The following is a 24774-nucleotide window of genomic DNA, read 5'->3' on the forward strand; positions in this document are numbered from 1 at the left end:
CCACAACATTTACAAGAGGCAACCATGTCATTATCGCTAGAACTCACGCTCATCGCCGAGTTCCTCCTCCTCCTGTTTTTCCTCTATGCCGGCAGCCGTTTTGGCGGCATCGGTTTGGGGGTTGTCTCCGGTATCGGTTTGATGTTTGAGGTGCTGGTCTTGCGCATGCCGCCGGGCAAGGCACCAATTGACGTCATGCTCGTCATCCTCGCCGTCGTCACCTGCGCCTCCGTGCTGGAAGCGGCGGGCGGCCTGAAATATATGCTGCAAATCGCCGAGAAGATTCTGCGCAAGAATCCGAAGCGCGTCACCATCCTCGGCCCGATTGTCACCTACACCATGACCATCATGCTCGGCACCGGCCACGCCGTTTATTCCATCATGCCCATCATCGGCGACATCGCGCTGAAGAACAAAATCCGCCCGGAGCGGCCGATGGCCGCCGCGTCCGTCGCTTCGCAGCTCGCCATTACCGGCAGCCCGATTTCGGCGGTGGTCGCGCTGTATCTGAAAGACATCGCCCATATTGAAGCCTTTGCCAACGTTTCCCTGCTGCAAATCGTCGCCGTCACCATCCCTGCCACCTTCGCCGGTACCATTGCGCTGTCGCTGTACAGCCTGCGCCGGGGCAAGGAGCTGGAGGACGACCCGGAATACCAGCGCCGGATGCAAGACCCGGTCTGGCGTGAACGCATTTTGAGCACCACCAGCACCACGCTGAACGAGCAACTGCCACCCGCCGCACGCAATTCCGTCTTGCTCTTTATCCTCGCGCTGGTGTGCATCGTCATCGTGGCAATGGTGCCTTCCATCCGTACCATTCCCGGCATGGAAAAAGCGATTGACATGAGCGTCATCATCCAGATGTTCATGCTCGGTTTTGGCGGCATCATCCTCCTTGCCACCCGCACCAATGTGCAAACCGTGCCGAACGGCGTTGTCTTCAAATCCGGCATGGTCGCCGCCATCGCCATTTTCGGGATTGCCTGGATGAGCGACACTTACTTCTCCTACGCCATGCCGCACGTCAAGGGCAGCATTCAGGAAATGGTGCAAAACGCGCCGTGGACGTTCGCCTTTGCCCTCTTTGGCGTTTCCGTGCTGATTAACAGCCAGGCGGCAACCGCGAAAATGCTGCTGCCGGTTGGCATCAGCCTGGGCATTCCGGCGCCGGTACTCATCGGCTTGATGCCCGCCACCTATGCCTACTTCTTCATCCCCAACTACCCGTCGGACATCGCTACGGTGAACTTCGACGTCACCGGCACCACCAAAATCGGCAAGTACTACTTCAACCACAGCTTCATGGTGCCTGGCCTTATTGGCGTTGGCGTCGCCTGTCTGGTTGGTCTTGCCATTGCCAAGGCCATCATCATCCCCATCACCCAGACCGCGATGTAACCGCTACTGTGGCAGAGAAAAAAGAGGGCAAACTGCCCTCTTTTTTTTACGCCCGGAAAGCACCACCTGCGGCGGAAAAACCGCGTTAAAACCGCTGCTTGTGCTATAATTCGTGCCCTTCACACACCAGGACAAGCAAGACCCATGAGCGAGCAAAATAACGCCTACAACGCCTCCCGCATCCAAGTACTCAAAGGACTGGAAGCCGTGCGCAAACGCCCCGGAATGTACATTGGCAACACCGACGACGGCAGCGGCCTGCATCACATGGTCTTTGAAGTCGTCGATAACGCCATTGACGAAGCCCTCGCTGGCTACTGCACCGACATCCAGGTCATCATCCACCAAAACGAATCCATCACCGTACGCGACAACGGGCGCGGCATCCCGGTCGATATCCACCCCGAAGAAGGCCGTAGTGCCGCCGAAGTCATCATGACCGTGCTGCACGCGGGCGGAAAATTCGACGACAACGCCTACAAAGTCTCCGGCGGCCTGCACGGCGTCGGCGTCTCCGTGGTCAATGCCCTCTCCGAACGCCTGACCATGACCATCCGTCGCGACGGCCATGTCCACCAGCAAACCTACCGCCACGGCGAACCGCTGGCACCGCTCGCTATCACTGGCGACAGCGACAGCACCGGTACCGAAATCAACTTTCTCGCCAGCCAAGACACCTTCGGCGAAGTCAAATACGACTACGAAACCCTCGCCCAGCGCCTGCGCGAACTCTCCTTTCTCAACGCCGGCGTGCGCATCGAACTGCACGACGAACGCGACGGCAAACAACAAACCTTCCAGTACGAAGGCGGCGTCAAAGCCTTCGTCGAATACCTGAACCGCAACAAAACCCCGCTGCACCCCAGCATCTTTTACTGCGCCGCCGACAAGGACGGCGTCGCCGTTGAAATCGCGCTGCAATGGAACGACAGCTACGCCGAAAACGTTTACTGCTTCACCAACAACATCCCGCAACGCGACGGCGGCACCCACCTCGCCGGCTTCCGCGCGGCGATGACCCGCACCCTGAACGCCTACATGGACGAAGAAGGCCTGCTGAAAAAAGCCAAAATCGCCACCAGCGGCGACGACGCGCGCGAAGGCCTGACCGCCATCGTCTCCGTCAAAGTACACGACCCCAAATTCAGCTCGCAGACCAAAGAAAAGCTCGTCTCCAGCGAAGTCAAAAACGCCGTCGAAAGCGTCCTTGCCGACAAACTGCGCGAATACCTGCTCGAACACCCCGTAGAAGCCAAAACCATCGCCGGCAAAATCGTCGATGCCGCCCGCGCCAGGGAAGCCGCGCGCAAGGCGCGCGAAATGACGCGGCGTAAAGACGCGCTCGACATCGCAGGCCTGCCCGGCAAACTCGCTGACTGCCAGGAAAAAGACCCGGCGCACTCCGAAATCTTCATCGTGGAAGGCGACTCGGCGGGCGGCTCCGCCAAACAGGGGCGCAACCGCAAATTCCAGGCCATCCTGCCGCTCAAAGGCAAAATTTTGAACGTCGAAAAAGCGCGCTTCGACAAAATGCTGGGCTCTGCCGAAATCGGCACCCTCATCACCGCGCTCGGCACCGGCATCGGCAAAGACGACTTTGACGCCGGAAAATTGCGCTACCACCGCATCATCATCATGACCGATGCCGACGTGGACGGCGCGCACATCCGCACCCTGTTGCTCACCTTCTTCTACCGGCAAATGCCCGAACTGGTCGAACGCGGCCACATCTACATCGCCCAGCCGCCGCTGTACAAAGTCAGCAAAGGGCGCAACAAACAATACCTGAAAGACGACCACGAACTGAACGAACTGCTGCTGACCCAGGCGCTGGACGACGCCAACCTGCACCTCTCCGCCGACAGCCCCGCCATCACCAAAGAAGCCTTCGAGGCACTCGCGCGCGAACACGGCCAAATCGAAAACCTCATCAAGCGCCTGCACCGCTACGACAGCCGCGTCCTGCACGCGCTCATCGAAGCCCCCGAACTGACGCGCGACACCTTCAGCGACCCCGCCGCGCTGCAAGACTGGATTGCCGCCTACCAGCGCCAGCTTGACCGCTTCGCCGCCGCAGGCATCACCCTGCGCGCCGAAACCCTGCCCGGCGACGTGCCGCGCATCAACGTCCGCATCGAACAACACGCCAACCTCGCGCAAAACACCTTTGATGCCAACTTCGCCGACAGCAACGAATACCGCCACATCAACCACTTCGGGCAAAAAGTGCGCGGCCTCCTCGGCGATGGTGCCTACTTTGAAAACAGCAAAGAGCGCCTCGAAGTCGAACACTTCCACCAGGTCATCAACGCGCTGCTCGCCGAAGGCAAAAAAGCCTACGAAATCCAGCGCTACAAAGGCCTCGGCGAAATGAACCCCGACCAACTGTGGGAAACCACGCTTGACCCGGCAGTGCGGCGGATGCTGCAAGTGCAGCTCAAAGACGCGCGCCTGGCCGATGAAATCTTCACCACGCTGATGGGCGAAGAAGTCGAACCGCGCCGCGCCTTCATCGAAGACAACGCCAACAGCGCCAATATTGATATTTGAGCCGCTGCCGCAGCGCAAAGAAAAAGCCGGAATCATCCGGCTTTTTTTGTGCGCGGGCGGGCGGCGCTCAATCGCGCGGGTTGTGTCGCTCCCGCAGTTTGGCGATAACATCCGCCCAGGAGAGGCCGGCGTCTTGCAGCAGCACGGTGAGGTGATAGGTGAGATCGGCGGCTTCGTTGATGGTTTCGTCGCGGTCGCCGACGGTCGCCGCCAGCGCGGTTTCCACGCCTTCTTCGCCGACTTTTTGCGCGATGCGTTTGGTACCGGCGGCGTAGAGGCTGGCAGTGTAGGAGCTCGCCGGGTCGGCGCCCTTGCGACTTTTTATCAGGGTTTCCAGTTGGGCGAGGAAGCGCCAGCCGCTCGCGCTTTCGCCGTCAAAGGCGTGGAAGCAGCTCGCCGCGCCGGTGTGGCAGGTCGGCCCGTGCGGGCGGGCGAGGATGAGCAGCGCGTCGCGGTCGCAGTCGGGGCTGATGGCGATGGCATCGAGGTAGTGGCCGCTGCTTTCGCCTTTCGTCCACAGGCGCTGTTTGCTGCGCGAGTAGAAGGTGACGCGGCCTTGTGCGCAGGTGGCGGCGAGGGCGTCCGCGTTCATGTAGCCGAGCATCAGCACTTCGCCGCTGTCGGCGTGCTGGATGATGGCGGGCAGCAGGCCGCCGCTTTTGTGCCAGTCGAGGTTGTCGGGGATGTGCATGGGTTTTCCTTGGGGTTTGGGGGATTTTTATTGCCGCACCGCGATGCCTGCCGCCGCGAGGTAGTGCTTGAGTGCGCCGATATTGATGTGCTGGCGGTGGAAGACGCTGGCGGCGAGTGCGCCGTCGCAACCGGCGATGTGGAAGGCGTCGCGAAAGTGCGCCATTTCGCCCGCGCCGCCGGAGGCGATGAGCGGCACGCGGCAGACGGCGCGCACCGCCTGCAGTTGTTCGAGGTCGTAGCCCTGGCGCATACCGTCCTGGTTCATGGTATTCAGCACGATTTCACCCGCGCCGCGGTCTTGCGCTTCTTTGACCCAGTCGAGGGTCAATCTGCCGCTGTCGCGGGTGCGGGCGGCGTCGCCGGTGTATTGTTTGACGCGCCAGTCGCGGCTTTCGGCATCGTACCAGCTGTCAATGCCGACGACGACGGCCTGCTGGCCGAAGCGTTCGGCGAGGCGGGTGATGAGGCCGGGGTCGGCCAGCGCCGGGCTGTTGATGGAGATTTTGTCGGCACCGCTGGCGAAACGCTGTTCGGCGTCGGCGACGGTTTTGATGCCGCCGGCGACGCAGAAGGGGATGTCGAGCAGGCGCGCGATTTTGTCCACCCAGCTTTTGTCCACGGTGCGGCCATCGCTGGAGGCGGTGATGTCGTAGAAAACGAGTTCGTCCGCGCCTTCTTCGGCATAGCGCGCCGCCAGCGGCTCAATTGCGCCGATGGTCTGGTGGCCGCGGAACTGGACGCCCTTGACGACCTGGCCGTCGCGCACGTCAAGGCAGGGGATTATGCGTTTTGCCAGCATTGCAGCGCCTCCGTCAGGGTGAATTTGCCTTCCAGCAGGGCGCGACCGGTGATGATGCCGGCGACGCCGCTGTCTTTCAGGGCGCGGATGTCGTCAAGGCTGCCGATGCCGCCGGAGGCCTGGATGGCAAGCTGCGGCCAGGCGCGGTGCAGCGCGCGGTAGAGCGCGGTGTTTGCACCTTGCAGGGTGCCGTCCTGGCGGATGTCGGTGCAGAGGATGTGGCGCAGGCCGCTGTCGCGGTAGTGCTCCAGCAGGGTTTCGAGGGTGTGCGTGCTGGTGTCCTGCCAGCCGCGCACGGCGAGGTAATGCGCGCCGTCATGCGGACGGACGTCGAGCGCGAGGACGATGCGTTCGCCGCCGAAACGGGCGAGCCACGCCTTGACGGTGTCGGGCTGCTCTACCGCGAGCGAGCCGATGACGACGCGGTTGGCGCCCGCAGCCAGCAGCGCGGCGATGTCGTCGGCGCTGCGGATGCCGCCGCCAACCTGGATGGGGCAACGGGCGCTGGCGGCCAGGCGGGCGATGAGTGCGGTTTGCCGTTGTGCCGGGTCTTTGGCGCCGTCGAGGTCAACGAGGTGGATTTGCTGCGCGCCCTGTTCGCGGTATGCGGCGATGAGGGCGGCGGGGTCGCGGTCGTAGCGGGTGGTCTGGTGGTAGTCGCCCTGGTGCAGGCGGACGACAGCGCCGCCGATGAGGTCAAGCGCGGGGATGACGGGGGTGATCATCAGAGGTTCTCCATGAAGTTTTGTAGCAGGCGCGCGCCGGTCTTGCCGGAGCGTTCGGGGTGGAATTGCACGCCGTAGTAGTTGTCACGGGCGATGGCGGCGGAAAACGGCACGCCGTAGTCGCTGGTGGCGATGGTGTGCGCGCCGGGCGGCACGGCATAGCCGTGGACGTAGTAGTAATGGCTGTCCTGGGCGATGCCGTCAAACAGCGGGTGCTGTGGCTGGTGATGGACGGTGTTCCAGCCGGTATGCGGCAGCGGCAGGCCGCAACCGGGCAGGGCTGCGGTGTCGCCGGGGATGAGGCCGAGGGTGGCGGTGTCGCCTTCGGCGGAGTGCCTGGTGAGCAGTTGCATACCGAGGCAGATGCCGAGCAGCGGTTGGTGCGCCTCGCGCACGGGTTCAATCAGGCCGCGCGCGGCGAGGTTGTGCATGGCGGCGGCGGCACTGCCCACGCCGGGCAGGACGAGTTTGCCGGCGGCGCGGATGGCGGCGGGGTCGGCGCTCACCCGCGGGCGGTAGCCGAGGCGTTCGAGGGCGTATTGCACCGAGGCGAGGTTGGCGCAGCCGGTGTCGATGATGATGAGGTCGGGCATGGGGTCTCCGTGTGGGGTTTTGCCGGGGGGCGGATGTTTTGCGGCGGGGCGGGCTTCACAGCACGCCCTTGCTGCTCGGCAGCCGGTCGTCTTCTACGCGGATGGCCTGGCGCAGGGTGCGGCCAAAGGCCTTGTACAGGCTTTCGGTTTTGTGGTGGTCGTTGTCGCCCTTGACCGACAGGTGCAGTGTTGCTTGCAGGCTGTAGCTGAGGCTGTGGAAGAAGTGCGCGGTCATTTCGGTGCTGTAGTCGCCGATTTTTTCGCGGCGGAATTTCGCCCGGATTTTGCACCAGGGGCGGCCGGAGAGGTCGAGGGTGCATTTGGCGCGGCATTCGTCCATTGGCAGGACAAAGCCGAAGCGGGCGATGCCGCGTTTGTCGCCCAGCGCCTGTTTCAGCGCCATGCCGAGGGCGAGGGCGCTGTCTTCGATGGTGTGGTGGTCGTCGATGTGCAGGTCGCCGTCGCAGTGCAGGTCGAGACGGAAGCCGCCGTGGGTGGCGATTTGGTCAAGCATATGGTCGTAGTAGCCGATGCCGGTCGCAATGTGGTTCAGACCGGGTTCGTCCAGCCAGACTTCGGCGCGGATGCGGGTTTCTTTGGTGTCGCGGCTGACGGCGGCGTGGCGCGGCGTGCGGTCTTTGGGCAGCGCGGGCGGCAGCAGTTTTTCGGCAATCGCCGCCCAGCCGAGGCGGTCGCGGTGGTAGGGGATGCCGGTGATGCCGAGGTTGTGCGCCAGTTCGAGGTCGCTGTCGCGGTCGCCGATGACGTAGCTGTGCGCCGGGTCGTAGGCCTGGCTGGCGATGTCGGCGGCGAGCAGGCCGGTTTTGGGTTTGCGGCAGGGGCAGTGGTCTTCGGCGCGGTGCGGGCAGATGTGGACGGCGTCGATGTGGATGCCCTGCGAGGCGAAGGTTTGCAGCATTTTTTCGTGCGGCACGGCGAAGGCGGCTTGCGGGAAGGCGGGGGTGCCGAGGCCGTCCTGGTTGCTGATGATGACGAGGCGGTAGCGCTGTTGCAGGTGCAGCAGCGCCGGGATGACGCCGGGTTCGTAGGCGAGTTTGTCGAGGCTGTCGATTTGGTAGTCGGTTTGCGGTTCGTCGATGAGGGTGCCGTCGCGGTCAATGTAGAGGGTCGGTTGCATGGGGTTCTCCGGTTGGGGGGGGTACGGGGCGGTGGGGCAAGTCCCACCCTACTGGGGGCAGTTATCCAGCGCTTGCAGGACTGCCGCGTTTTCGTCGGCGCTGCCGATGGTGATGCGGATGTGGTTGGCCAGTCCCGGCACGTGGTGCTGGTCGCGCAGGATGATGCCCGCGTCGGCGAGATGGCGGAAGACGGCTTCGCCGTCGTGGAAGGCGACGAGCAGGTAGTTGGCGGCGCTGTCGTACACGCGGCGCACTTGCGGCTGGCAGGCAAGGGCGGCGGCGAGGGCGTCGCGGGCGGCGAGGGTTTCGGCGACGCGCGCCTGCATTTGGGCGATGCCCGCCGGGCTGAGCGCCTGCACGGCGATGTCGGCGACCGGGGTCGGGATGGGGTAGGGGGCGATGGTTTTGTGCAGGCAGGCGATGAGGTCGGGGTTGGCGACGACGAAGCCGCAGCGGATGCCCGCCAGCGCGTGCGCCTTGGAGAGGGTGCGGATGATGGCAAGGTTCGGGTAGCGCGCCAGTTCGGGGACGAGGCTGTCGGCGGGGCTGTATTCGCTGTAGGCTTCGTCGATGACGGTGATGGCACGGTCGCGGGTGATGCCGAGCAGCGTGTGCAGGTCGTTGCGCTTGAGGCGGGTACCGGTGGGGTTGTTGGGGTTGCAGATGTAGATGAGGCTGATGCGCGGGTGGGTGTCCAGCGCGCGACGGATGCCTTCCAGGTCGAGCTGGAAGCCGGCGGTTTGTGGTACGGCGATGGCGTTCACGCCGTGGGTGGCGGCGCTGATGGCGTACATGCCGTAGGTGGGCGGGTTGTAGAGGATGCTGCCCGTGCCGGGCTCGCTGAAGGTACGGATGAGCAGTTCGATGCCTTCGTCGCCGCCGCGGGTGATGAGCAGGTTTTCCGGGGCGACGCCGAGGTAGCGCGCGTAGGCGTCGAGGACGGCAGCGGGCTGCGGTTCGGGGTAGCGGTTGAGCGGGCTGTTGCCGGGGGAGTTGGTGATGGCGGGGGCGCTGTGGTGTTCGTTGGCGTTGAGCCAGATGTGGCCGTGTCCGCCAATGCGGCGGGCGGACTGGTAGGGGGTGAGGCCGCGCAGGTTGGCGCGCAGCAGGTCTTCGGGCAGGCTCATGGTTGTTCTCCGAGGCGGATGGTGATGGCGTTTTTGTGCGCGTCGAGTTGTTCGGCGGCGGCGAGGGCGGCGACGGCGGGGGCGAGGGCGGCAAAGCCCGCCGGGCTCAGCTCCTGCACGGTCATGCGTTTTTGGTAGTCGGCGAGACCGAGGCTGGAGGTGGCGCGCGCGTAGCCGTAGGTGGGCAGGACGTGGTTGGTGCCGCTGGCGTAGTCGCCGACGCTTTCCGGCGAGTATGCGCCGAGGAAAATGGAGCCGGCGTGGGCAATCTGCGGCAACAGCGCGCGCGGCGCGGCGGTGTGGATGATGAGGTGTTCCGGCGCGTAGGCGTTGCTGATGGCAACCGCTTGGTCGAGGTCGGCGGCGTGGATGCTGCGGCTGTGCGCGAGTGCCTGGGCGGCGGTGGCGGCGCGCGGCAGGGCGGCCAGTTGTCGCGCCAGTTCGTTTTCCGCTGCGGCGATGAGCGCGGCGCTGTCGCTGACGAGGATGACCTGGGAATCGGCGCCGTGTTCGGCCTGCGAGAGGAGGTCGGCGGCGACCCAGGCGGGGTTGGCGGTCTCATCAGCAATCACCAGCACTTCGGACGGCCCGGCGGGCATATCGATGGCGGTGCCGTGCTGCTGCACCTGCCGCTTGGCTTCGGTGACGTAGGTGTTGCCGGGGCCGAAGATTTTATCGACGGCGGCGATGCTTTCCGTGCCGTGGGCGAGGGCAATGACGGCCTGCGCACCGCCCACCGGGTGGATGGTGTCAATGCCGCAGAGGGCGGCGGCGCAGAGGATTTCATCGGCGACCGGCGGCGGGGTACAGAGCGCGATGTGGCGGCAACCGGCGAGGCGGGCGGGCACGGCGAGCATCAGCACGGTGGAAAACAGCGGCGCGCTGCCGCCGGGGATGTAGAGGCCGACGCGCTCAATCGGGCGGGTGATGACCTGGCAGCGCACGCCGGGGCGGGTTTCGAGGTCGATGAGCGGCGGCTGTTGCGCGCGGTGGAAGGTTTCGATGTTGTCTTTGGCAAGCAGCATCGCTTCCCGCAGGGCGGTGGGGACACGCGCCGCGGCGGCATCGCGGGCGGCGGGGGTGATGGTGAGCGCGTCCAGGTTCACGCCGTCAAATTGCGCGGTGAGGCGGCGCAGGGCGGCGTCGCCGTCGGCAATCACCGCGTCGCGGATGGCGGCGACGGCATCGTGGATGGCCGCGCTTTGCTGTTGTGCCGGGCGGGTGAGGACGCGGCGGCGTTCGGCGGCGTCGAGGGTGTTCCAGTTACAGGATTGCATGGGGTTCTCCTTAGGCAAGCATCTTTTCAATCGGCAGGACGAGAATGGCGCTGGCGCCCGCCGCCTTGAGCTGCTCCATCGTCTCCCAGAACAGGTTTTCCTGGCTGACCATGTGCAGCGCGACGTGGCGGGTATCGTGGGTGAGCGGCAGAATGGTCGGGTGCTCCACGCCGGGCAAGAGCGCGACGATGGCCTCAATCTTGTCCTTCGGCGCGTGCAGCATGATGTACTTGGACTCGCGCGCCTGCGACACCCCCTGAATGCGGGTCAGCAGCCGCTCCGCCAGCGCCGACTGCGCCGCATCGAGCGGGGAGGCACGCTGGATGAGTACCGCTTTCGAGCGGTAAATCACCTCCGCCTCGCGTAGGCCGTTCGCCTCCAGCGTCGCCCCGGACGAAACCAAATCACAAATCGCATCGGCCAGCCCGGCGCGCGGCGCCACCTCCACCGAGCCGTTGAGCAGACAGCTCCGGTAATCCACACCGCGCTCATTCATAAAACGGCGCAGCAAATGCGGGTACGACGTGGCAATACGCCGCCCGCGCAACGAGGCAACGCCGCGGTACATCACATCGCGCGGCAGGGCGAGCGACAGACGGCAACCGCCAAAATCGAAACGGCGCAGCAGCGCATAATCCGCCGCCTCGCCTTCCGCGCGCCGCGCCAACGCCGCCTCCTCCAGCACGTTTTCGCCGAGGATGCCCCAGTCCACCACGCCGTCAAAGACGAGGCCGGGGATGTCGTCATCACGCACGCGCAGAATATCAATCGGCAGATTCTCCGCGCAGGCGAGCAGACGATCGGGCTGCAGATTGAGGCGCACCCCGCACTGTCTGAGCAAATCATGTGATTCCGCGCTGAGGCGCCCCGATTTCTGCAGGGCGATGCGCAGCCGTTTTGAGGATAGAGACATAAAAATTTCCTTGAAATGAAGACGAAAAAAAACCTTTCGGAAGCGGACTTCCGAAAGGTTTTGGAATACATCGCTGCCTGCGCGCCTTCGGAAGTCTTGCATTTCTTCCGAATAGCACCAGCACCCGAAAGAATCAGCCGGGGTGGTGATGATGCAGGGCAGAGAGGACAAAAATCATGGGGTTATTCCGGTGGGATGAAGGAGCGGCGAAGGTAACAGAAAAATGACGGTGGGGCAAGGACGGCGCCGCATTCAGTCAAAATCCGCCAGCTCCAGTTGCAGCCCGTCAATGTCGCCCGTCTCAAAATGGCGGACGATGGCGGCTTGCTCGGCGCGATCGACCCAGTTGCGCAGGTCGCGGCCGCTTTGTCCGTCGCTGCGCGCGGCGAGGCTGGCGCAGCCCGCGTCCAAATCAAAGGCGAGCGGTTTGGAGGCGAGCAGCACGCGCAGGATGGCGGCGCGTGCCGCCTCGTCCGGCAGGCCGATTTCGATGCGGCGGTTAAAGCGGGAGAGGACGGCACTGTCCAGGTCGTCCACGCGGTTGGTCGCCGCCAGCACGAAGACATCGCCGCTTTGGCGCTTGATGCCGTCCAGCTCTTGCAGCAACTGGCCGACGATTTCCTTGGTGAAGGTGTCGTCTGCGCCGCCGCGCGCCGGGGCGATGATGTCCATTTCATCAATGAAAAGGATGCACGGCGACTGGCTGCGCGCCCGCTCAAACAGGTTTTTCACCAACTGCCCGCTTTGCCCGATATAAGCCGCTTTCAGGTCAGCGGTGGAGGCACTGATGAATGACAGGCCGCTTTCGTTTGCCATCGTGCGCGCAATTTTAGTTTTGCCGGTGCCGGGCGGACCATAAAGGAGTATGCCGCGCGGAATGCTGATGCCTTTGGCGCGCAGGGCATCGGCATTAGCAAAAACGGCGCAGGCAGAATGCAGCACTTTTTTGTTGGCATCATTTAGCACCAGTTTGTCCCAGGTTGCATCTTTATCGACAGCACTGTTGTTGCCGGTACGTTTGTCGCGGGTGGCCGCCGCAAGGGATGCTTCATTGATGTCGTCGCCATTGCGCACCATTTGCCGGGCGAGATTGGCTATTTCCCGCCCGGAGAAGCCTTGCAGATAATCGCCGCTATTTTCCGGCAATTCGCCCTGCCATGTGAGCGCAGCGAGTTCGGCGGCAAAAATGGATTGCCGCATGGCGGTATCGGGCAGGGGAATTTCGATTTGTTCGGCGAAGCGCGACAATACCGCTTCATCCATAATATCGCGGCGGTTGGTCGCGCCGAGTACCAATACGGTTTGCTGTTTGTTGAAACCATCCCATTCGGCAATGAATGCTTGCACGATGTCATCGGTAAAACTGTCGCTGCTCATGCTGCCGCGTTTGACGAAAATACTTTCGCATTCGTCAATAAACATGATGCAACGCGGATACCCTTTGGCTTTGTCCCACATTTCTTTGACTTTCTGCCCGCTTTCGCCGATATAGCGCCCTTTCAAATCGTGCAGGTTAATAGCAATAAAGCCGCAATCGAGGGTATCGGCGAGGGTGCGGGCGATAAGCGACTTGCCCGTCCCCGGCGCACCGTAGAGGAGGATGCCCTGCGCCGCGCTGCTTTCACCTGCGGCAAAGGCATTACCCAGTTGGCGGATGTTTTGTTTGAGGTGTTCCGGCAGATAGACTTTTTCCCAGCGGGCGGCAATTTCAGCTTCTTTTGCTTGGCGTGCCGCTTCTTCCTCGGCTTCGCGTGCCAGCCGGGCAGCTTCCTGTTCGGCGGCGCGTTGTGCTTCTTGCCGTGCGCTAGCAGGCGAAGGTTGCGGCAAGTCGCGGTGGATATTGAAGGCGTCTTCGGTACGTCACCGTTCGTCATAGGCCTCCGTTTCCCGACAGCATTCACGCCAGAGGTCTATTTTTTGGGCAAATTGCAGCGCGAGTTCTTTAATGTGCCGATTGGCGGGAGCGATTTCGCCTTTATATACATATGATGAACCGTCCCACACCATCATGGGCATTGGCCCTTCCTTGCGCATGACGATATAGCACAGTTCATCCCCTATTTTGTCACTGTCGTCGTTTACGCTTTGATTGATGGCAAAGATGATGTCGCCATACTGGGTGTTGTTAATATTGGCACTATTGTATGAACCGAAATACAACCCTTCCCGTTTATACAAGTTATAGGAGCAGATAAGTTTTATGGGGTATCTGTTGTCATTGCTTTCTCCCTGAATCAAGAGAAATCCAAAAAAATAATTGGCAAGAGCTTTTTCTTGTTTTGACAATTCCCCGACAAATTTGAATATAGCATAAATGATGGCAATGATGCCGGGAATAACGGTTTGTGTGATCACGGAAAGAAAAATAGCGAGCAGGATAAAGATAATCCAAAATACAGATTTGTTTGGTGGGACTACTATCCCTAGCTTTTGTAAGGTAGCAGCATTCAGATATTGCCTACTGAGGGCATCGTTGGCAGCGCGGGAAAACTGGTTCAATTCCTGACGCATTTGATTAATGCGGTATTTCTGGCTTTGCAGATCACTCATCTATGACTCCTGTTTGGGGTTGAGGTCCGGGTTTATGACGGTTTATAGCAACCCTCACAAAGCCCTGTACGGTGTCGCGTCGTGTACAGAACGTTGTGAGTATCGCTATATGCGGTACGGTTTAATTATAGCGGGAGGCGGAAAGATCTTCCGTCCCCGTTTGGGATGCCAATGCAAAAAACCACCGCAAGCGGTGGTTTTTTGTTTGTGCGGCGTTATTCGTCGTCGCTCATTTGTACCGAGGAGTAGATGTTGTAGCCGCCATCGACGTAGGTGATTTCGCCGGTGATGCCGGAGGCGAGGTCGGAGCAGAGGAAGGCGGCGGTGTTGCCGACTTCTTCGATGGTGACGCAGCGTTTCAGCGGCGCGGTCTTCTCGAAGCCTTTGAGCATTTTGCGGAAGTCTTTGATGCCGGAGGCGGCAAGGGTGCGAATCGGGCCGGCGCTGATGCCATTGACGCGGATGCCGTCTTGCCCCAAGTCGGCGGCAAGGTAGCGGATGGCTGCTTCAAGGGATGCTTTGGCCAGCCCCATGGTGTTGTAGTTGGGGATGGCTTTGACCGCGCCGAGGTAGGTCAGCGCGAGGGCGGCGGCGTTGCGGCCTTGCATCAATGGCGCTGCGCCACGCATCAGGGCGGCGAAGCTGTAGGCGCTGATGTCGTGCGCGAGGGCGAAGTTTTCGCGGGTGCAGCCTTCGAGGAAACGCCCTTCGATGGCTTCGCGCGGCGCGAAGGCGATGGCGTGGATGAGGCCGTCCAGCCCGCCCCAGGCTTCTTGCAGGCTGGCGAAGACGGCGTCGATTTCGGCGTCGCTTGCCACGTCGCAGGGCAGGAAGATTTTGCTGCCAAATTCGGCGCCCATTTTTTCGACGCGCGGTTTGAGTTTGTCGTTTTGGTAGGTGAAGGCGAGTTCGGCACCTTCGCGGTGCATGGCCTGGGCGATGCCGTAGGCGATGGAGAGGTTGCTGGCAAGGCCGGTGATGAGGATTTTTTTGCCGCTGAGGAAGCCCATGGTTTTGTCCTTGGTTTTGAGGTTTTTGAGAATCCCCCTCGCCCTGCAGGGTGGGGAAGGGGCGGGTAATCATTGGGGTTGCAGGTGGTTATGGCTTTGCCTGACCTCGTCTCTGTATTAAAAAAAGAGTCGCCATAATCAATGCAAGAACCAATGGCGTAAAAATGTAGCCTATCCATGTAAATGGGTCGCCAAAATAGAAGAATACGGCGGGCATGGAAAGGAAAGTGTAGAAAAAATTAAAGGTAAATTGTTGTTTCATCGTCCATTTTAGCGGCAATCCGTTGATTGCTAAAAAGGCTGTCATACAGGTGGCGACAACATAGCTGCGTGGCGTTATTGGGTCGCCGCGTAGCACATTGCAGAACAACAATGCGCCAAACATAGCCAGCGTGCCCAATAGCCATTTGATGGTTTTCCAGTATTTGTTCATGGCGCGTCCTTAGCCCCCCGCTGCGGGTTTCGCCCCGCAGGGGCGGAGCTCTTACAGGTTATCGAAGAATTTTTTGACGCTGTCGAGGAAGCCTTTTTCTTTCGGCGCGTGGGTTTTGCCGCCTTCGTTCAGGGTTTTGCCGAAGTCGGCGAGGATGTCTTTTTGTGCTTTGGAGAGGTTTACCGGGGTTTCGATGTTCACCGTGCAGTAGAGGTCGCCGGTGGTGCGGCTGCGCACGGATTTGACGCCTTTGCCTTTGAGGCGGAAGGTTTTGCCGGTCTGGGTTTCCGGCGGCACGGTGAGCATGACGCGCCCGCCGAGGGTCGGCACTTCGAGGTCGCCGCCGAGGGCGGCGGTGACGAAGCTGATGGGCATGGCGCAGTGCAGGTTGTCGCCTTCGCGCGCGAAGATGGGGTGTTTGCGCACATGGATTTCGACGTAGAGGTCGCCCGCCGCCGCGCCGCGTTCGCCCGCTTCGCCTTCGCCGGAGAGGCGGATGCGGTCGCCGCTGTCCACGCCTGCCGGGATGTTGACGTTCAGGGTTTTTTGTTGTTTGACGCGGCCGTCACCGTGGCAGTCGGTGCAGGGGTTTTCGATGATTTGGCCACGCCCGCCGCATTGCGGGCAGGGCTGGGCGATGGAGAAGAAGCCTTGTTGCATTCGGATTTGGCCGGTGCCGCCACAGCCGGGGCAGTTGCGTTTGACGGATTTTTCGGTGGCGCCCGAGCCGCTACAGGTTTTGCAGCGGACGTAGGTCGGGATGCGGATGCGTTTTTCGCCACCGTTCACGGCTTCTTCGAGCGAGAGGTCGAGTTCGTAGGCAAGGTCGTGGCCGCGTGCCTGTTGGCGCGCGCCGCCCCGGTTGCCCCGGCCGCCGCCGAAGATGTCGCCAAAGATGTCGCCGAAGATGTCGGCGTTGAAGCCGCCCGCGCCGAATCCGCCGAATCCGCCTCCGGCGCTGTTGCCGCTGACGGCGTCGTAGCCGTAGCGGTCGTAGTGGGCGCGTTTTTGTTCGTCAGAGAGGATGTCGTAGGCGGCTTTGGCTTCTTTGAATTTGGCTTCGGCTTCTTCGCGGTTGTCCGGGTTGCGGTCCGGGTGGTATTTCATCGCCAGTTTGCGGAACGCTTTTTTGATGTCGTCCTGGCTGGCGGTTTTGGCAACGCCGAGGATGTTGTAGAGGTCTTTTTCTGCCATTTTTTGTGGGGGTGTATGGAAAAGGGCGGGTTGCTGATGCCGCCTGCGGGGTGGTTTCAGCAATCCGTCCTGGGGACGGGTTTGGTAGGGGGATGTAGGGGCTGTGTTTTACATACACTTGAGCGCTCGATGTGTATGTAAACGTGAGTCCGCAAGAATTTTGTGCGTGCCGCAAGTAACCCCACCCCCCGGTTCCCATGAAAGAGGCTTCGCCTCTTTCATGGGTGCCCTCGCCCCTCCCCCACAGGGGGAGGGGGGAATCGCGGTGCGAGCCGCGCCACAGTGGGGAAACGGTTTGGTTTACCCCCACCCCAGCCCTCCCCCGCTGCGGGCTTCGCCCTGCGGGGGAGGGAGCGGTTCGGCGGGGGAATCGCGTTTATTTGTCGTCTTTGACTTCCTGGAAGTCGGCATCGACGACGTTGTCGTCTTTCGGCGCGCTGTCGCTGTTGCCGCCCGCGCTCGCGCCCGCTGCCGCGCCTTCGCCGCTCATTTTGCTGTAGGCTTTTTGCATGACCGGGCCGGCAGCGTTCATAAGTGCTTCGCTCTTGGCGTTGATGTCTTCGACGCTGCCTTTGTCCATCGCTTCTTTCAGCGCTTTGGTGGCTTCGTCAATGGCGCTTTTTTCGTCGGCAGTAACTTCGTCACCGAGGTCGGCGACGGCTTTTTCGACGCTGTGCAGCATGGATTCGGCGTTGTTGCGCGCGCTGACTTTTTCCTGGAAGGCTTTGTCTTCTTCGGCGTGCGCTTCGGCGTCGCGTACCATGCGTTGGACTTCTTCTTCGGAGAGGCCGGAGCTGCCCTTGATGGTAATCGCCTGTTCTTTGCCGGTTTTTTTGTCTTTGGCGGAGACGTTGAGTACGCCGTTGGCGTCGATGTCAAAGCTGACTTCGATTTGCGGCATGCCGCGCGGTGCCGGTTCGATGCCGGTGAGGTCGAATCTGCCGAGCGATTTGTTGCTGCTCGCCTGTTGCCGTTCGCCTTGCAGGACGTGGATGGTGACGGCGGACTGGTTGTCTTCGGCGGTGGAGAAGACGTTTTCGGCGTGGGTCGGGATGGTGGTGTTCTTCTCGATGAGTTTGGTCATCACGCCGCCCATGGTTTCGATGCCGAGCGAGAGCGGGGTGACGTCCAGCAGCAATACGTCTTTGACGTCGCCGCCGATAACACCGCCCTGGATGGCCGCGCCGAGGGCAACGGCTTCGTCCGGGTTGACGTCTTTGCGCGGCTCTTTGCCGAAGAAGTTTTTGACGACTTCCTGCACTTTCGGCATCCGCGTCTGCCCGCCGACGAGGATGACGTCGTGGATGTCTTTGGCGGACAGCCCGGCGTCTTTCAGCGCCTGGCGGCAGGGTTCGAGGGTGCGCTCTATCAGATCGCCGACGAGGGATTCCAGCTTGGCGCGGGTCATTTTGATGTTGAGGTGTTTCGGCCCGGAGGCGTCGGCGGTGATGTAGGGCAGGTTGATTTCGGTCTGTTCGCTGGAGGACAGTTCGATTTTGGCTTTTTCGGCCGCTTCTTTCAGGCGTTGCAGCGCGAGCGAGTCTTTGGAGAGGTCGATGCCGCTGTCTTTTTTGAATTCGGCGACGAGGTAGTCAATGATGCGCGCGTCGAAGTCTTCCCCGCCGAGGAAGGTGTCGCCGTTGGTGGAGAGTACTTCAAATTGTTGTTCGCCATCGAGGTTGACGGTTTCGATGATGGAGATGTCGAAGGTGCCGCCCCCCAGGTCATAGACGGCGATTTTCGCGTCGCGCGCGCCACGGTCCATGCCGTAGGCAAGGGCGGCGGCGGTCGGTTCGTTGATGATGCGCTTGACGTCCAGCCCGGCGATGCGGCCGGCGGCGATGGTCGCCTGACGCTGGCTGTCGTTGAAGTAGGCGGGCACGGTGATGACGGCTTCGCTGATTTTTTCGCCGAGGAAGTCTTCCACGGTTTTTTTCATTTTCATCAGCACGCGCGCAGATACTTCCGGCGGTGCCATTTTTTTGTCCACCGCTTCGACCCAGGCGTCGCCGTTGTCGGCCTTGATGATTTTGTAGGGGACGAGGTTGATGTCTTTCTGCACTTCTTTTTCGTCGAAGCGGCGGCCAATCAGGCGCTTGATGGCGTAGAGGGTGTTTTTCGGGTTGGTGACCGCCTGGCGTTTTGCCGGTTGGCCGACCAGCACTTCACCGTCGTCGGTGAAGGCGACGATGGACGGCGTGGTGCGCGCGCCTTCGGCGTTTTCGATGACGCGCGGCTTGTCGCCGTCCATGATGGATACGCATGAGTTGGTGGTTCCAAGGTCAATGCCAATAATTTTAGCCATAGTGTTTAAACTCCAAATTTAGATAGAAACTAGTTAAATGCTGTTGCTGACTGCCTAAGTGGGGTGGCGCGCCAGCTTTTCAAGATTGCGGCGGATTTTTCTGCGCGCCGTCGGCGACGATGACCTGCGCGGCGCGAATCACCCGCCCGTTCAGCAGATAACCCTTCTGCGCGACGTGGAGGATGGTGTTCGCCTCGGCGTCCGGGCTGGGAATGGCGGACAGCGCCTGATGCCGCTCCGGGTCGAGCTTCTCGCCGACGGGATTGATTTCGGTGATGCCGTTCTTTTCCAGAATCTCCAGCAAGAGCTTCAGCGTCATCGCCGAACCCGCGATGAACTGCTCCAGCGCCTGCTTGCCTTCCGCCTCGTGCGCCTTTGCCGCATCCAGACCGAGGGTGAGCGAATCCAGCACCGGCAACAAATCCTTGACCAGCTTCTCGCTGCCAAATTTCAGCGCGCTTTCCTTCTCGCGCTCGAAGCGCTTGCGCAGGTTTTCCTGATCGGCGCGTTCGCGCAACACCGCGTTTTTCAAATCCGCGACCTGCGCCTGCAACGCCTCGATTTCCGCCTCGCGCGTGTCAATCAAAGGGACATCCGCCGCCGGTTCGGCAGGCGGCTCACCGCCATCCGGCGCGTCGTGTATCATCTCGTCGTCAATCATAAAAACCTCTCTAGCATGACAAAAAACAGTTTTTCCGACATGAAGGCGGGCGGCAAAAAAATCAAGGCGGCGGAATGAAAAAACGGCAGATTCTGCACGCGATTGCCCGCGAAAAGTGCTTATTACAATGGACGATTCAGCAACTACTGTTACGACTGCGACCAATATGCCCCCTCCCCCCGTGGGGGAGGGTTGGGGTGGGGTTAGCCCGCATACCTCGCACTTCGATGAGCCAGCGGATAACAAAACACATCCTTGTCCTGCTTTTCCTCGCCGCACTCCCCGCCCACGCCCTCACCGTCGAACTCGAACTGGACGGCCAAATCGCGGGCGTCCCCGTCAATAACCTGCAACTGCGCGCCGAAAGCGGCGACTACCAACACTGGCACCTCAGCGGCAAACTGCCCGCGACCCGCCTCGCCAATACCCCGCTGAAAAACACCGTCCTGGATGCCCGCCTGCGCCGCGACGGCGACAGCCTCGCCATCGAAACCCTCGCCCTGCGCAGCCAGCGCGGCAACACCGCCCTGCAACTGACCGCCGACCGCATCCTGCTGCAACACCTGCTGCGCGGCGAACTACAACTGCCGCCCGGCGCGACCCTGCGCCTGCAAGCGGACAAACAGCGGCTGCAAGCAACCCTCAACCCCGCCTCCGGCGGCGCCAACATCGCCGCCGAACTGCCGCTTGCCCTCCTGCCCACCCTGCTGAACACGCGCGGCATCCAGGCAGGCGGCACGCTACGCCCCGACCTCACCCTACGCCGCGACGCGGACGGCCTGCGCCTCAGCGGCAGCGTCGCCCTTGACGACCTCTGCTACAACAGCGCCGACAGTATGCAGGCGGCAGAACACCTCCACGGCAGCGCCCGCCTTGACCTGCGCCAGCACGGCAACCGTTGGCAAGGCGACATCGCGCTCCACCTCACCCACGGCGAAATCCTCATCACCCCGTACTACCTGAAAATCGACGGCGCGCCGCTTGACCTCAGCGCCCGCCTCGACTGGCAACCCGGCCGCCTCGCCCTGCACGACCTCACCCTCGACGACGGCGCCACCCACGCCGAAGCCGCCCTTGACTGGAACCTCGCGCAAAACCGCCTCATCGCGCTCGAACTGCACAACCTGCGCAGCGACGCCGACCACCTCTACCGCCGCTACCTCAAGCCGCTCCTCGGCGACGGCCTCTTTGGCGACGCCGAACTGCGCGGCAGCCTCTACCTGCGCGGCAACTACCGTGACGGCAAAATCGGCGACCTCGCCGCGGTCCTCAACCACATCCACATCAGCGACCGCCAGGGGCGCTACGAACTGCACGACCTCGACGGCCAGGCGGGCAACAACGGCGCGCCGTCGCGCATCCACATCGCCAGCGCGCGCTGGCACAAACTGCCGGTGGGCGCGGTGCGGGCCGAGCTGCGCTGGGACGCGCGCGGCATCACCCTGCAACAACCGCTGCGCATCCCGCTCTTGGACGGCGGCATCACCATCAGCCGCCTTGAGCCGCACGGCGACCACTACAAACTGAGCGCGCACATCGACCCCATCAGCCTCACCCACCTCGGCGACGCGTTCGACACCGTGCGCTTTCGCGGCCTGATTAGCGGCACCCTGCCCGACATCCGCCTCTCGCGCGACGGCCTGCAACTGCGCCAGCCGGTGAACGTCGCCGTCTTTGACGGCAACGTACAAATCGAACAACTGCACATCAGCCGCTTCTTCAGCGACGCGCCGCTGGCCGTCTTCAACCTGCGCCTGTCGCGCCTCGACCTGCAACAACTGACCCACGCCTTCGGCATCGGCGAAATCGAAGGGCGCATCGAAGGCAGCGCCGAAGATGTCATCCTCACCAACTGGCGGCCGCAACACTTCCGCGCCCGCCTGCACACGCCCGCGCACAACCCCGGACGGCGGCGCATCAGCCACGAAGCCGTCGCCTACCTCTCGCGCGTCGGCGATGGCGGCAGCAACCTCATGGTCAACCAGTTCATCCGCGTACTGAACCGCTTCCCCTACGACAAACTCGGCTTTAGCGCCGAACTCGAAAGTGGCGTGCTGACGCTGGACGGCATCGCCCCCGCGCCGGACGGCCAAAACGGCTACTACCTCGTCAAAGGAAGCGGCCTGCCGCATCTGGACATCATCGGCCACACCCGCAAAATCGATTGGGGCGAACTGCTCAACCGCCTGAAAAGCGCGACGGAAAGCGAAGGCGCACAGGTGGAAAGCAAGCTGGGGCGATAGGGATGCGTTTGCTGTCCGCGCTATGCGACCGTATTGCAAACGGATGGCGGGCACGCCCTGGCGTGCAGGGTGTCTGCAAACGGATTCGTTGGATGTGTGGCGGCGGAGCCGACTCGCGCGCGGGAATGTTGGCATCGGGGAACGCGTGCGTGCCTGCGGCACACACCCTACGCATAGAATCCGCCGCATAGAATCCGCCATAGGGTGCGCCTCGGCGCACCCTCCGGATAATGGCGACGATTTTGCGGCGACGGCGGCGTGCCTTGTACAGAACTTTGTGCGTATCGCCATATATAGCCGTCCACCGAAAGTTTCAGACAAGGCGCGCCGCTGAAGGCAGTACGTGGTTGTACGGCGCGGGTTTCCCTAAAAAATGGCTCCGCCATTTTTTAGGGTGCCCGGTCAGGCGGCGCAACACCGTATGAGGCTTTCGGTGGATGGCTATAAAAAAGGAGCGGTTAGACGCTTGTGTCATAACCGCTCGCAGCATCGTCGGGCGGTTATGGACTTCGCCTCACCGCCCCGGATGGGTCGTTTTACACCACCAGGTTCACCAGCTTGCCGCGGACGACGATGCTTTTTTTCGGCGTTTTGCCTTCGCTGTGGCGTTGCACGTCGGGGTGGGCAAGGGCGGTGGCGATGATGTCGTCGTCGCTCATGCCGGCGGCAATTTCGATTTCGGCGCGGCGTTTGCCGTTGATTTGCACGACAAGGGTGATGGTGTCGCGCGTCAAGGCCTGCGGGTCGGGGTCGGGGATGGCGGTGTCGAGGATGTTGCCCGCGTAGCCGAGTTCTTGCCAAAGCGCGGCGGCGATGTGCGGCGTGATGGGCGCGAGGATGAGCAGCAGGATGCGCAGGCCTTCGCTGCGCAGGCGTTTTTCTTCTGGCGCGACTTCGCCGAGGGTGTTCAAGATTTTCATCGCCGAGGAGACTACGGTGTTGTACTGGTTGCGCTCGTAGTCGAATTGTGCCGAGCGCAGTTGTTCGTGGATGGCGTGGCGCAGGGTTTTGTGTTTGCTGTCGAGCGCACTGTGTTCGACCGGGGCGGGGTCGAGCTGGTCGCGGTGGTCGTGGGCGTAGGCCCAGAGGCGTTTCAGGTATTTGTGCGCGCCTTCGACGCCGCTTTCGGACCATTCGAGGGTGGATTCGGGCGGCGCGGTGAACATGGTGTAGAGGCGGGCGGTGTCGGCGCCGTATTTTTTGACCAGCGCTTCGGGGTCCACGCCGTTGTTTTTCGATTTGGACATTTTTTCCATGCCGCCGTATTGCACCGGCTGGCCGTCGGCAATGAGTGTGCCGCCGGTAACGCGGCCCTTGTCATCGGTCGCGGGTTCGACTTCTGCCGGGTTGTACCAGTTTTTTTTGCCGCTCGCGTCTTCGCGGTACCAGGTGGCGGCCAGCACCATGCCTTGGGTCAGCAGGCGTTTGAAGGGTTCGCTCACTTTGACGAGGCCTTCGTCGCGCATCAGTTTGGTGAAGAAGCGGGCGTAGAGCAGGTGCAAGATGGCGTGCTCAATGCCGCCGATGTATTGGTCCACGTCCTGCCAGTAGGCGGCGTCTTCCGGGGCGACCATGCCGCCTGTGTAGTCGGGCGACATATAGCGGAAGAAGTACCAGCTCGATTCGACGAAGGTGTCCATGGTGTCGGTTTCGCGGTGGGCGGGGCGGCCTTGCGCGTCTGTCGTCTCGTAGTATTCGGGCAGTTTGGCGAGCGGTGAGCCGCTGCCATCGGGGATGATGTTTTCCGGCAGGACGACGGGCAGGTCTTGGTCTGCGACGGGCAGGTCGCAACCATCGGCGTCGTGGATGACCGGGATGGGGCAACCCCAGTAGCGCTGGCGGCTGATGCCCCAGTCGCGCAGGCGGTATTGGGTTTTTTCTTCGCCCGCACCGAGGGCTTGCAGTTTTTTGCCGATGGCGTCGAAGGCGGCGGCGTAGTCAAGGCCGTCGCAGTCGCCGCTGTGAATGAGGCGGGTGTTTTCTTTGGCGGCGTACCATTCGTGCCATTGCGCGCTGTCGTAGGTCTCGCCGTCGCGGGCAACGACCTGGCGGATGGGCAGGTGGTATTTGTGGGCGAATTCGAAGTCGCGTTCGTCATGCGCGGGTACGGCCATCACCGCGCCGTCGCCGTAGCCCCAGAGGACGTAGTTGGCGACCCACACTTCCAGCGCTTCGCCATTGACGGGGTTGGTGACGTAGCGCCCGGTCGGCATCCCTTTTTTTTCCATCGTTGCCACGTCGGCTTCGGCGACGGAGCCTGCCTTGCATTCATTGATGAAGGCGGCAAGGGTGGGATTGTCGGCAGCGGCGGCGGTCGCCAGCGGGTGTTCGGCGGCAACTGCCAAATAGGTCGCGCCATAGAGGGTATCGGGGCGGGTGGTGAAGACTTGCACAACGTGTTGTTCTGCGGTGAGGCCGTCGCGGCTGTCGTCGCGCAGGGCGAAGCGCACGGTCATGCCGCGCGATTTGCCAATCCAGTTGCGTTGCATGGTTTTGACGCGCTCCGGCCAGCCGTCAAGGGTGTCCAAATCGCGCAGCAGTTCTTCGGCGTAGTCGGTGATGCGGAAGTAGTACATCGGAATCTCGCGTTTTTCGACCAGCGCGCCGCTGCGCCAGCCGCGCCCGTCGATGACTTGTTCGTTGGCAAGCACGGTTTGATCCACCGGGTCCCAGTTCACCGTGCCGTTTTTGCGGTATATCAGCCCTTTTTCAAAGAGACGGGTGAACAGCCACTGCTCCCAGCGGTAATAGTCGGGTTTGCAGGTGGCGAGTTCGCGCGACCAGTCAATGGCGAAACCGAGCGATTTCAGCTGGGTTTTCATGTAGTCGATGTTGCTGTAAGTCCAGGCGGCGGGCGCGACCTGGTGGTTCATCGCCGCATTTTCGGCGGGCATGCCGAAGGCGTCCCAGCCCATCGGTTGCAGCACGTTCTTGCCGCGCATCCGCTGGTAGCGGGCGATGACATCACCGATGGTGTAGTTGCGCACATGCCCCATGTGCAGGCGGCCGGACGGATAGGGGAACATCGACAGGCAGTAGAATTTTTCGCGCGAGGGGTCAGTGACCGCGCGGAAGGTCTGGTTTTCTTCCCAGGCTTTTTGGATGGCGGCTTCGAGAGTTTGTGGTTGATACTGCGGTTGCATGAGGATTCCTGAAAGGGT

General features: G+C 62.0%; 19 protein-coding genes and 1 other annotated feature. Of the genes, 3 read left to right on the forward strand and 16 right to left on the reverse strand.

Features of this window, described 5'->3' with window-relative positions; genetic code table 11:
• The first annotated feature begins 24 nt into the window (after nt 1-24).
• Nucleotides 25-1401: an anaerobic C4-dicarboxylate transporter gene (locus tag ACO54Z_RS12695; protein ID WP_485997340.1), complete on the forward strand. Its 1377-nt coding sequence runs from the start codon at nt 25-27 to the stop codon at nt 1399-1401.
• Between the two features lie 144 nt (nt 1402-1545).
• Nucleotides 1546-3951: a DNA topoisomerase (ATP-hydrolyzing) subunit B gene (gyrB, locus tag ACO54Z_RS12700; protein WP_485997341.1), complete on the forward strand. Its 2406-nt coding sequence runs from the start codon at nt 1546-1548 to the stop codon at nt 3949-3951.
• A 67-nt stretch (nt 3952-4018) separates the two neighbouring features.
• On the opposite strand, the gene hisIE is transcribed toward gyrB, so the two are convergent.
• The 15 genes from hisIE to ACO54Z_RS12775 form a co-directional block, all read right to left on the reverse strand.
• Nucleotides 4019-4642, reverse strand: coding sequence for a bifunctional phosphoribosyl-AMP cyclohydrolase/phosphoribosyl-ATP diphosphatase HisIE (gene hisIE / locus ACO54Z_RS12705; protein ID WP_298078924.1), 624 nt, complete (start codon nt 4640-4642; stop codon nt 4019-4021).
• A 27-nt stretch (nt 4643-4669) separates the two neighbouring features.
• The gene (gene hisF / locus ACO54Z_RS12710; protein ID WP_485997342.1) at nt 4670-5443 is read right to left on the reverse strand and encodes an imidazole glycerol phosphate synthase subunit HisF; all 774 of its coding nucleotides are present in this window, start codon (nt 5441-5443) and stop codon (nt 4670-4672) included.
• Complete coding sequence (gene hisA / locus ACO54Z_RS12715; RefSeq protein WP_485997343.1) at nt 5425-6168, reverse strand: 1-(5-phosphoribosyl)-5-[(5-phosphoribosylamino)methylideneamino]imidazole-4-carboxamide isomerase; 744 nt, start codon at nt 6166-6168, stop codon at nt 5425-5427. Before hisA ends, hisF begins: the two co-directional genes overlap by 19 nt.
• Nucleotides 6168-6761 (reverse strand): imidazole glycerol phosphate synthase subunit HisH, encoded by a 594-nt coding sequence (hisH, locus tag ACO54Z_RS12720; protein ID WP_485997344.1) that lies wholly within the window; start codon nt 6759-6761, stop codon nt 6168-6170. Before hisH ends, hisA begins: the two co-directional genes overlap by 1 nt.
• Nucleotides 6762-6816: 55 nt before the next feature.
• Nucleotides 6817-7899 (reverse strand): bifunctional histidinol-phosphatase/imidazoleglycerol-phosphate dehydratase HisB, encoded by a 1083-nt coding sequence (gene hisB, locus ACO54Z_RS12725; RefSeq protein ID WP_485997345.1) that lies wholly within the window; start codon nt 7897-7899, stop codon nt 6817-6819.
• A gap of 48 nt (nt 7900-7947) precedes the next feature.
• Complete coding sequence (gene hisC / locus ACO54Z_RS12730) at nt 7948-9027, reverse strand: histidinol-phosphate transaminase (protein WP_485997346.1); 1080 nt, start codon at nt 9025-9027, stop codon at nt 7948-7950.
• The gene (gene hisD / locus ACO54Z_RS12735; protein ID WP_485997347.1) at nt 9024-10304 is read right to left on the reverse strand and encodes a histidinol dehydrogenase; all 1281 of its coding nucleotides are present in this window, start codon (nt 10302-10304) and stop codon (nt 9024-9026) included. Before hisD ends, hisC begins: the two co-directional genes overlap by 4 nt.
• A gap of 10 nt (nt 10305-10314) precedes the next feature.
• Nucleotides 10315-11217: an ATP phosphoribosyltransferase gene (gene hisG, locus ACO54Z_RS12740; protein ID WP_485997348.1), complete on the reverse strand. Its 903-nt coding sequence runs from the start codon at nt 11215-11217 to the stop codon at nt 10315-10317.
• A gap of 24 nt (nt 11218-11241) precedes the next feature.
• Nucleotides 11242-11375: a sequence feature (His leader region), on the reverse strand.
• Between the two features lie 94 nt (nt 11376-11469).
• Nucleotides 11470-13044: an AAA family ATPase gene (locus ACO54Z_RS12745; protein WP_485997349.1), complete on the reverse strand. Its 1575-nt coding sequence runs from the start codon at nt 13042-13044 to the stop codon at nt 11470-11472.
• A 33-nt stretch (nt 13045-13077) separates the two neighbouring features.
• Nucleotides 13078-13767, reverse strand: a complete 690-nt coding sequence (locus ACO54Z_RS12750) for a hypothetical protein (RefSeq protein WP_485997350.1) — start codon at nt 13765-13767, stop codon at nt 13078-13080.
• Between the two features lie 215 nt (nt 13768-13982).
• Nucleotides 13983-14777, reverse strand: a complete 795-nt coding sequence (locus tag ACO54Z_RS12755; RefSeq protein WP_485997351.1) for an enoyl-ACP reductase FabI — start codon at nt 14775-14777, stop codon at nt 13983-13985.
• Nucleotides 14778-14865: 88 nt separating this feature from the next.
• Nucleotides 14866-15210, reverse strand: a complete 345-nt coding sequence (locus ACO54Z_RS12760; RefSeq protein ID WP_485997352.1) for a hypothetical protein — start codon at nt 15208-15210, stop codon at nt 14866-14868.
• A gap of 51 nt (nt 15211-15261) precedes the next feature.
• Nucleotides 15262-16404 (reverse strand): molecular chaperone DnaJ, encoded by a 1143-nt coding sequence (dnaJ, locus tag ACO54Z_RS12765; RefSeq protein WP_485997353.1) that lies wholly within the window; start codon nt 16402-16404, stop codon nt 15262-15264.
• A gap of 376 nt (nt 16405-16780) precedes the next feature.
• Complete coding sequence (gene dnaK / locus ACO54Z_RS12770; RefSeq protein WP_485997354.1) at nt 16781-18709, reverse strand: molecular chaperone DnaK; 1929 nt, start codon at nt 18707-18709, stop codon at nt 16781-16783.
• 79 nt (nt 18710-18788) lie between these two features.
• Entirely contained in the window at nt 18789-19370 is a 582-nt protein-coding gene (locus ACO54Z_RS12775; RefSeq protein ID WP_485997355.1) for a nucleotide exchange factor GrpE, read from the reverse strand.
• A 227-nt stretch (nt 19371-19597) separates the two neighbouring features.
• Here ACO54Z_RS12775 and ACO54Z_RS12780 point away from each other — a divergent pair, with 227 nt between their 5' ends.
• Nucleotides 19598-21613 carry a translocation/assembly module TamB domain-containing protein gene (locus ACO54Z_RS12780; protein ID WP_485997356.1) on the forward strand — a complete coding sequence of 672 codons (2016 nt, stop codon included), beginning with the start codon at nt 19598-19600 and terminating at the stop codon, nt 21611-21613.
• A 536-nt stretch (nt 21614-22149) separates the two neighbouring features.
• Here the strand turns inward: ACO54Z_RS12780 and leuS are convergent.
• Nucleotides 22150-24756, reverse strand: coding sequence for a leucine--tRNA ligase (gene leuS / locus ACO54Z_RS12785; RefSeq protein WP_485997357.1), 2607 nt, complete (start codon nt 24754-24756; stop codon nt 22150-22152).
• Nucleotides 24757-24774 lie beyond the last annotated feature (18 nt).

The sequence above is a fragment of the Cardiobacterium sp. genome (genome assembly GCF_057314735.1).

Coding starts and splice junctions, on each gene's coding strand:
- ACO54Z_RS12695 (WP_485997340.1), top strand. CDS start 25: ATGTCATTATCGCTAGAACTCACGCTCATCGCCGAGTTCCTCCTCCTC.
- gyrB (WP_485997341.1), top strand. CDS start 1,546: ATGAGCGAGCAAAATAACGCCTACAACGCCTCCCGCATCCAAGTACTC.
- hisIE (WP_298078924.1), bottom strand. CDS start 4,642: ATGCACATCCCCGACAACCTCGACTGGCACAAAAGCGGCGGCCTGCTG.
- hisF (WP_485997342.1), bottom strand. CDS start 5,443: ATGCTGGCAAAACGCATAATCCCCTGCCTTGACGTGCGCGACGGCCAG.
- hisA (WP_485997343.1), bottom strand. CDS start 6,168: ATGATCACCCCCGTCATCCCCGCGCTTGACCTCATCGGCGGCGCTGTC.
- hisH (WP_485997344.1), bottom strand. CDS start 6,761: ATGCCCGACCTCATCATCATCGACACCGGCTGCGCCAACCTCGCCTCG.
- hisB (WP_485997345.1), bottom strand. CDS start 7,899: ATGCAACCGACCCTCTACATTGACCGCGACGGCACCCTCATCGACGAA.
- hisC (WP_485997346.1), bottom strand. CDS start 9,027: ATGAGCCTGCCCGAAGACCTGCTGCGCGCCAACCTGCGCGGCCTCACC.
- hisD (WP_485997347.1), bottom strand. CDS start 10,304: ATGCAATCCTGTAACTGGAACACCCTCGACGCCGCCGAACGCCGCCGC.
- hisG (WP_485997348.1), bottom strand. CDS start 11,217: ATGTCTCTATCCTCAAAACGGCTGCGCATCGCCCTGCAGAAATCGGGG.
- ACO54Z_RS12750 (WP_485997350.1), bottom strand. CDS start 13,767: ATGAGTGATCTGCAAAGCCAGAAATACCGCATTAATCAAATGCGTCAG.
- ACO54Z_RS12755 (WP_485997351.1), bottom strand. CDS start 14,777: ATGGGCTTCCTCAGCGGCAAAAAAATCCTCATCACCGGCCTTGCCAGC.
- ACO54Z_RS12760 (WP_485997352.1), bottom strand. CDS start 15,210: ATGAACAAATACTGGAAAACCATCAAATGGCTATTGGGCACGCTGGCT.
- dnaJ (WP_485997353.1), bottom strand. CDS start 16,404: ATGGCAGAAAAAGACCTCTACAACATCCTCGGCGTTGCCAAAACCGCC.
- dnaK (WP_485997354.1), bottom strand. CDS start 18,709: ATGGCTAAAATTATTGGCATTGACCTTGGAACCACCAACTCATGCGTA.
- ACO54Z_RS12775 (WP_485997355.1), bottom strand. CDS start 19,370: ATGATTGACGACGAGATGATACACGACGCGCCGGATGGCGGTGAGCCG.
- ACO54Z_RS12780 (WP_485997356.1), top strand. CDS start 19,598: ATGAGCCAGCGGATAACAAAACACATCCTTGTCCTGCTTTTCCTCGCC.
- leuS (WP_485997357.1), bottom strand. CDS start 24,756: ATGCAACCGCAGTATCAACCACAAACTCTCGAAGCCGCCATCCAAAAA.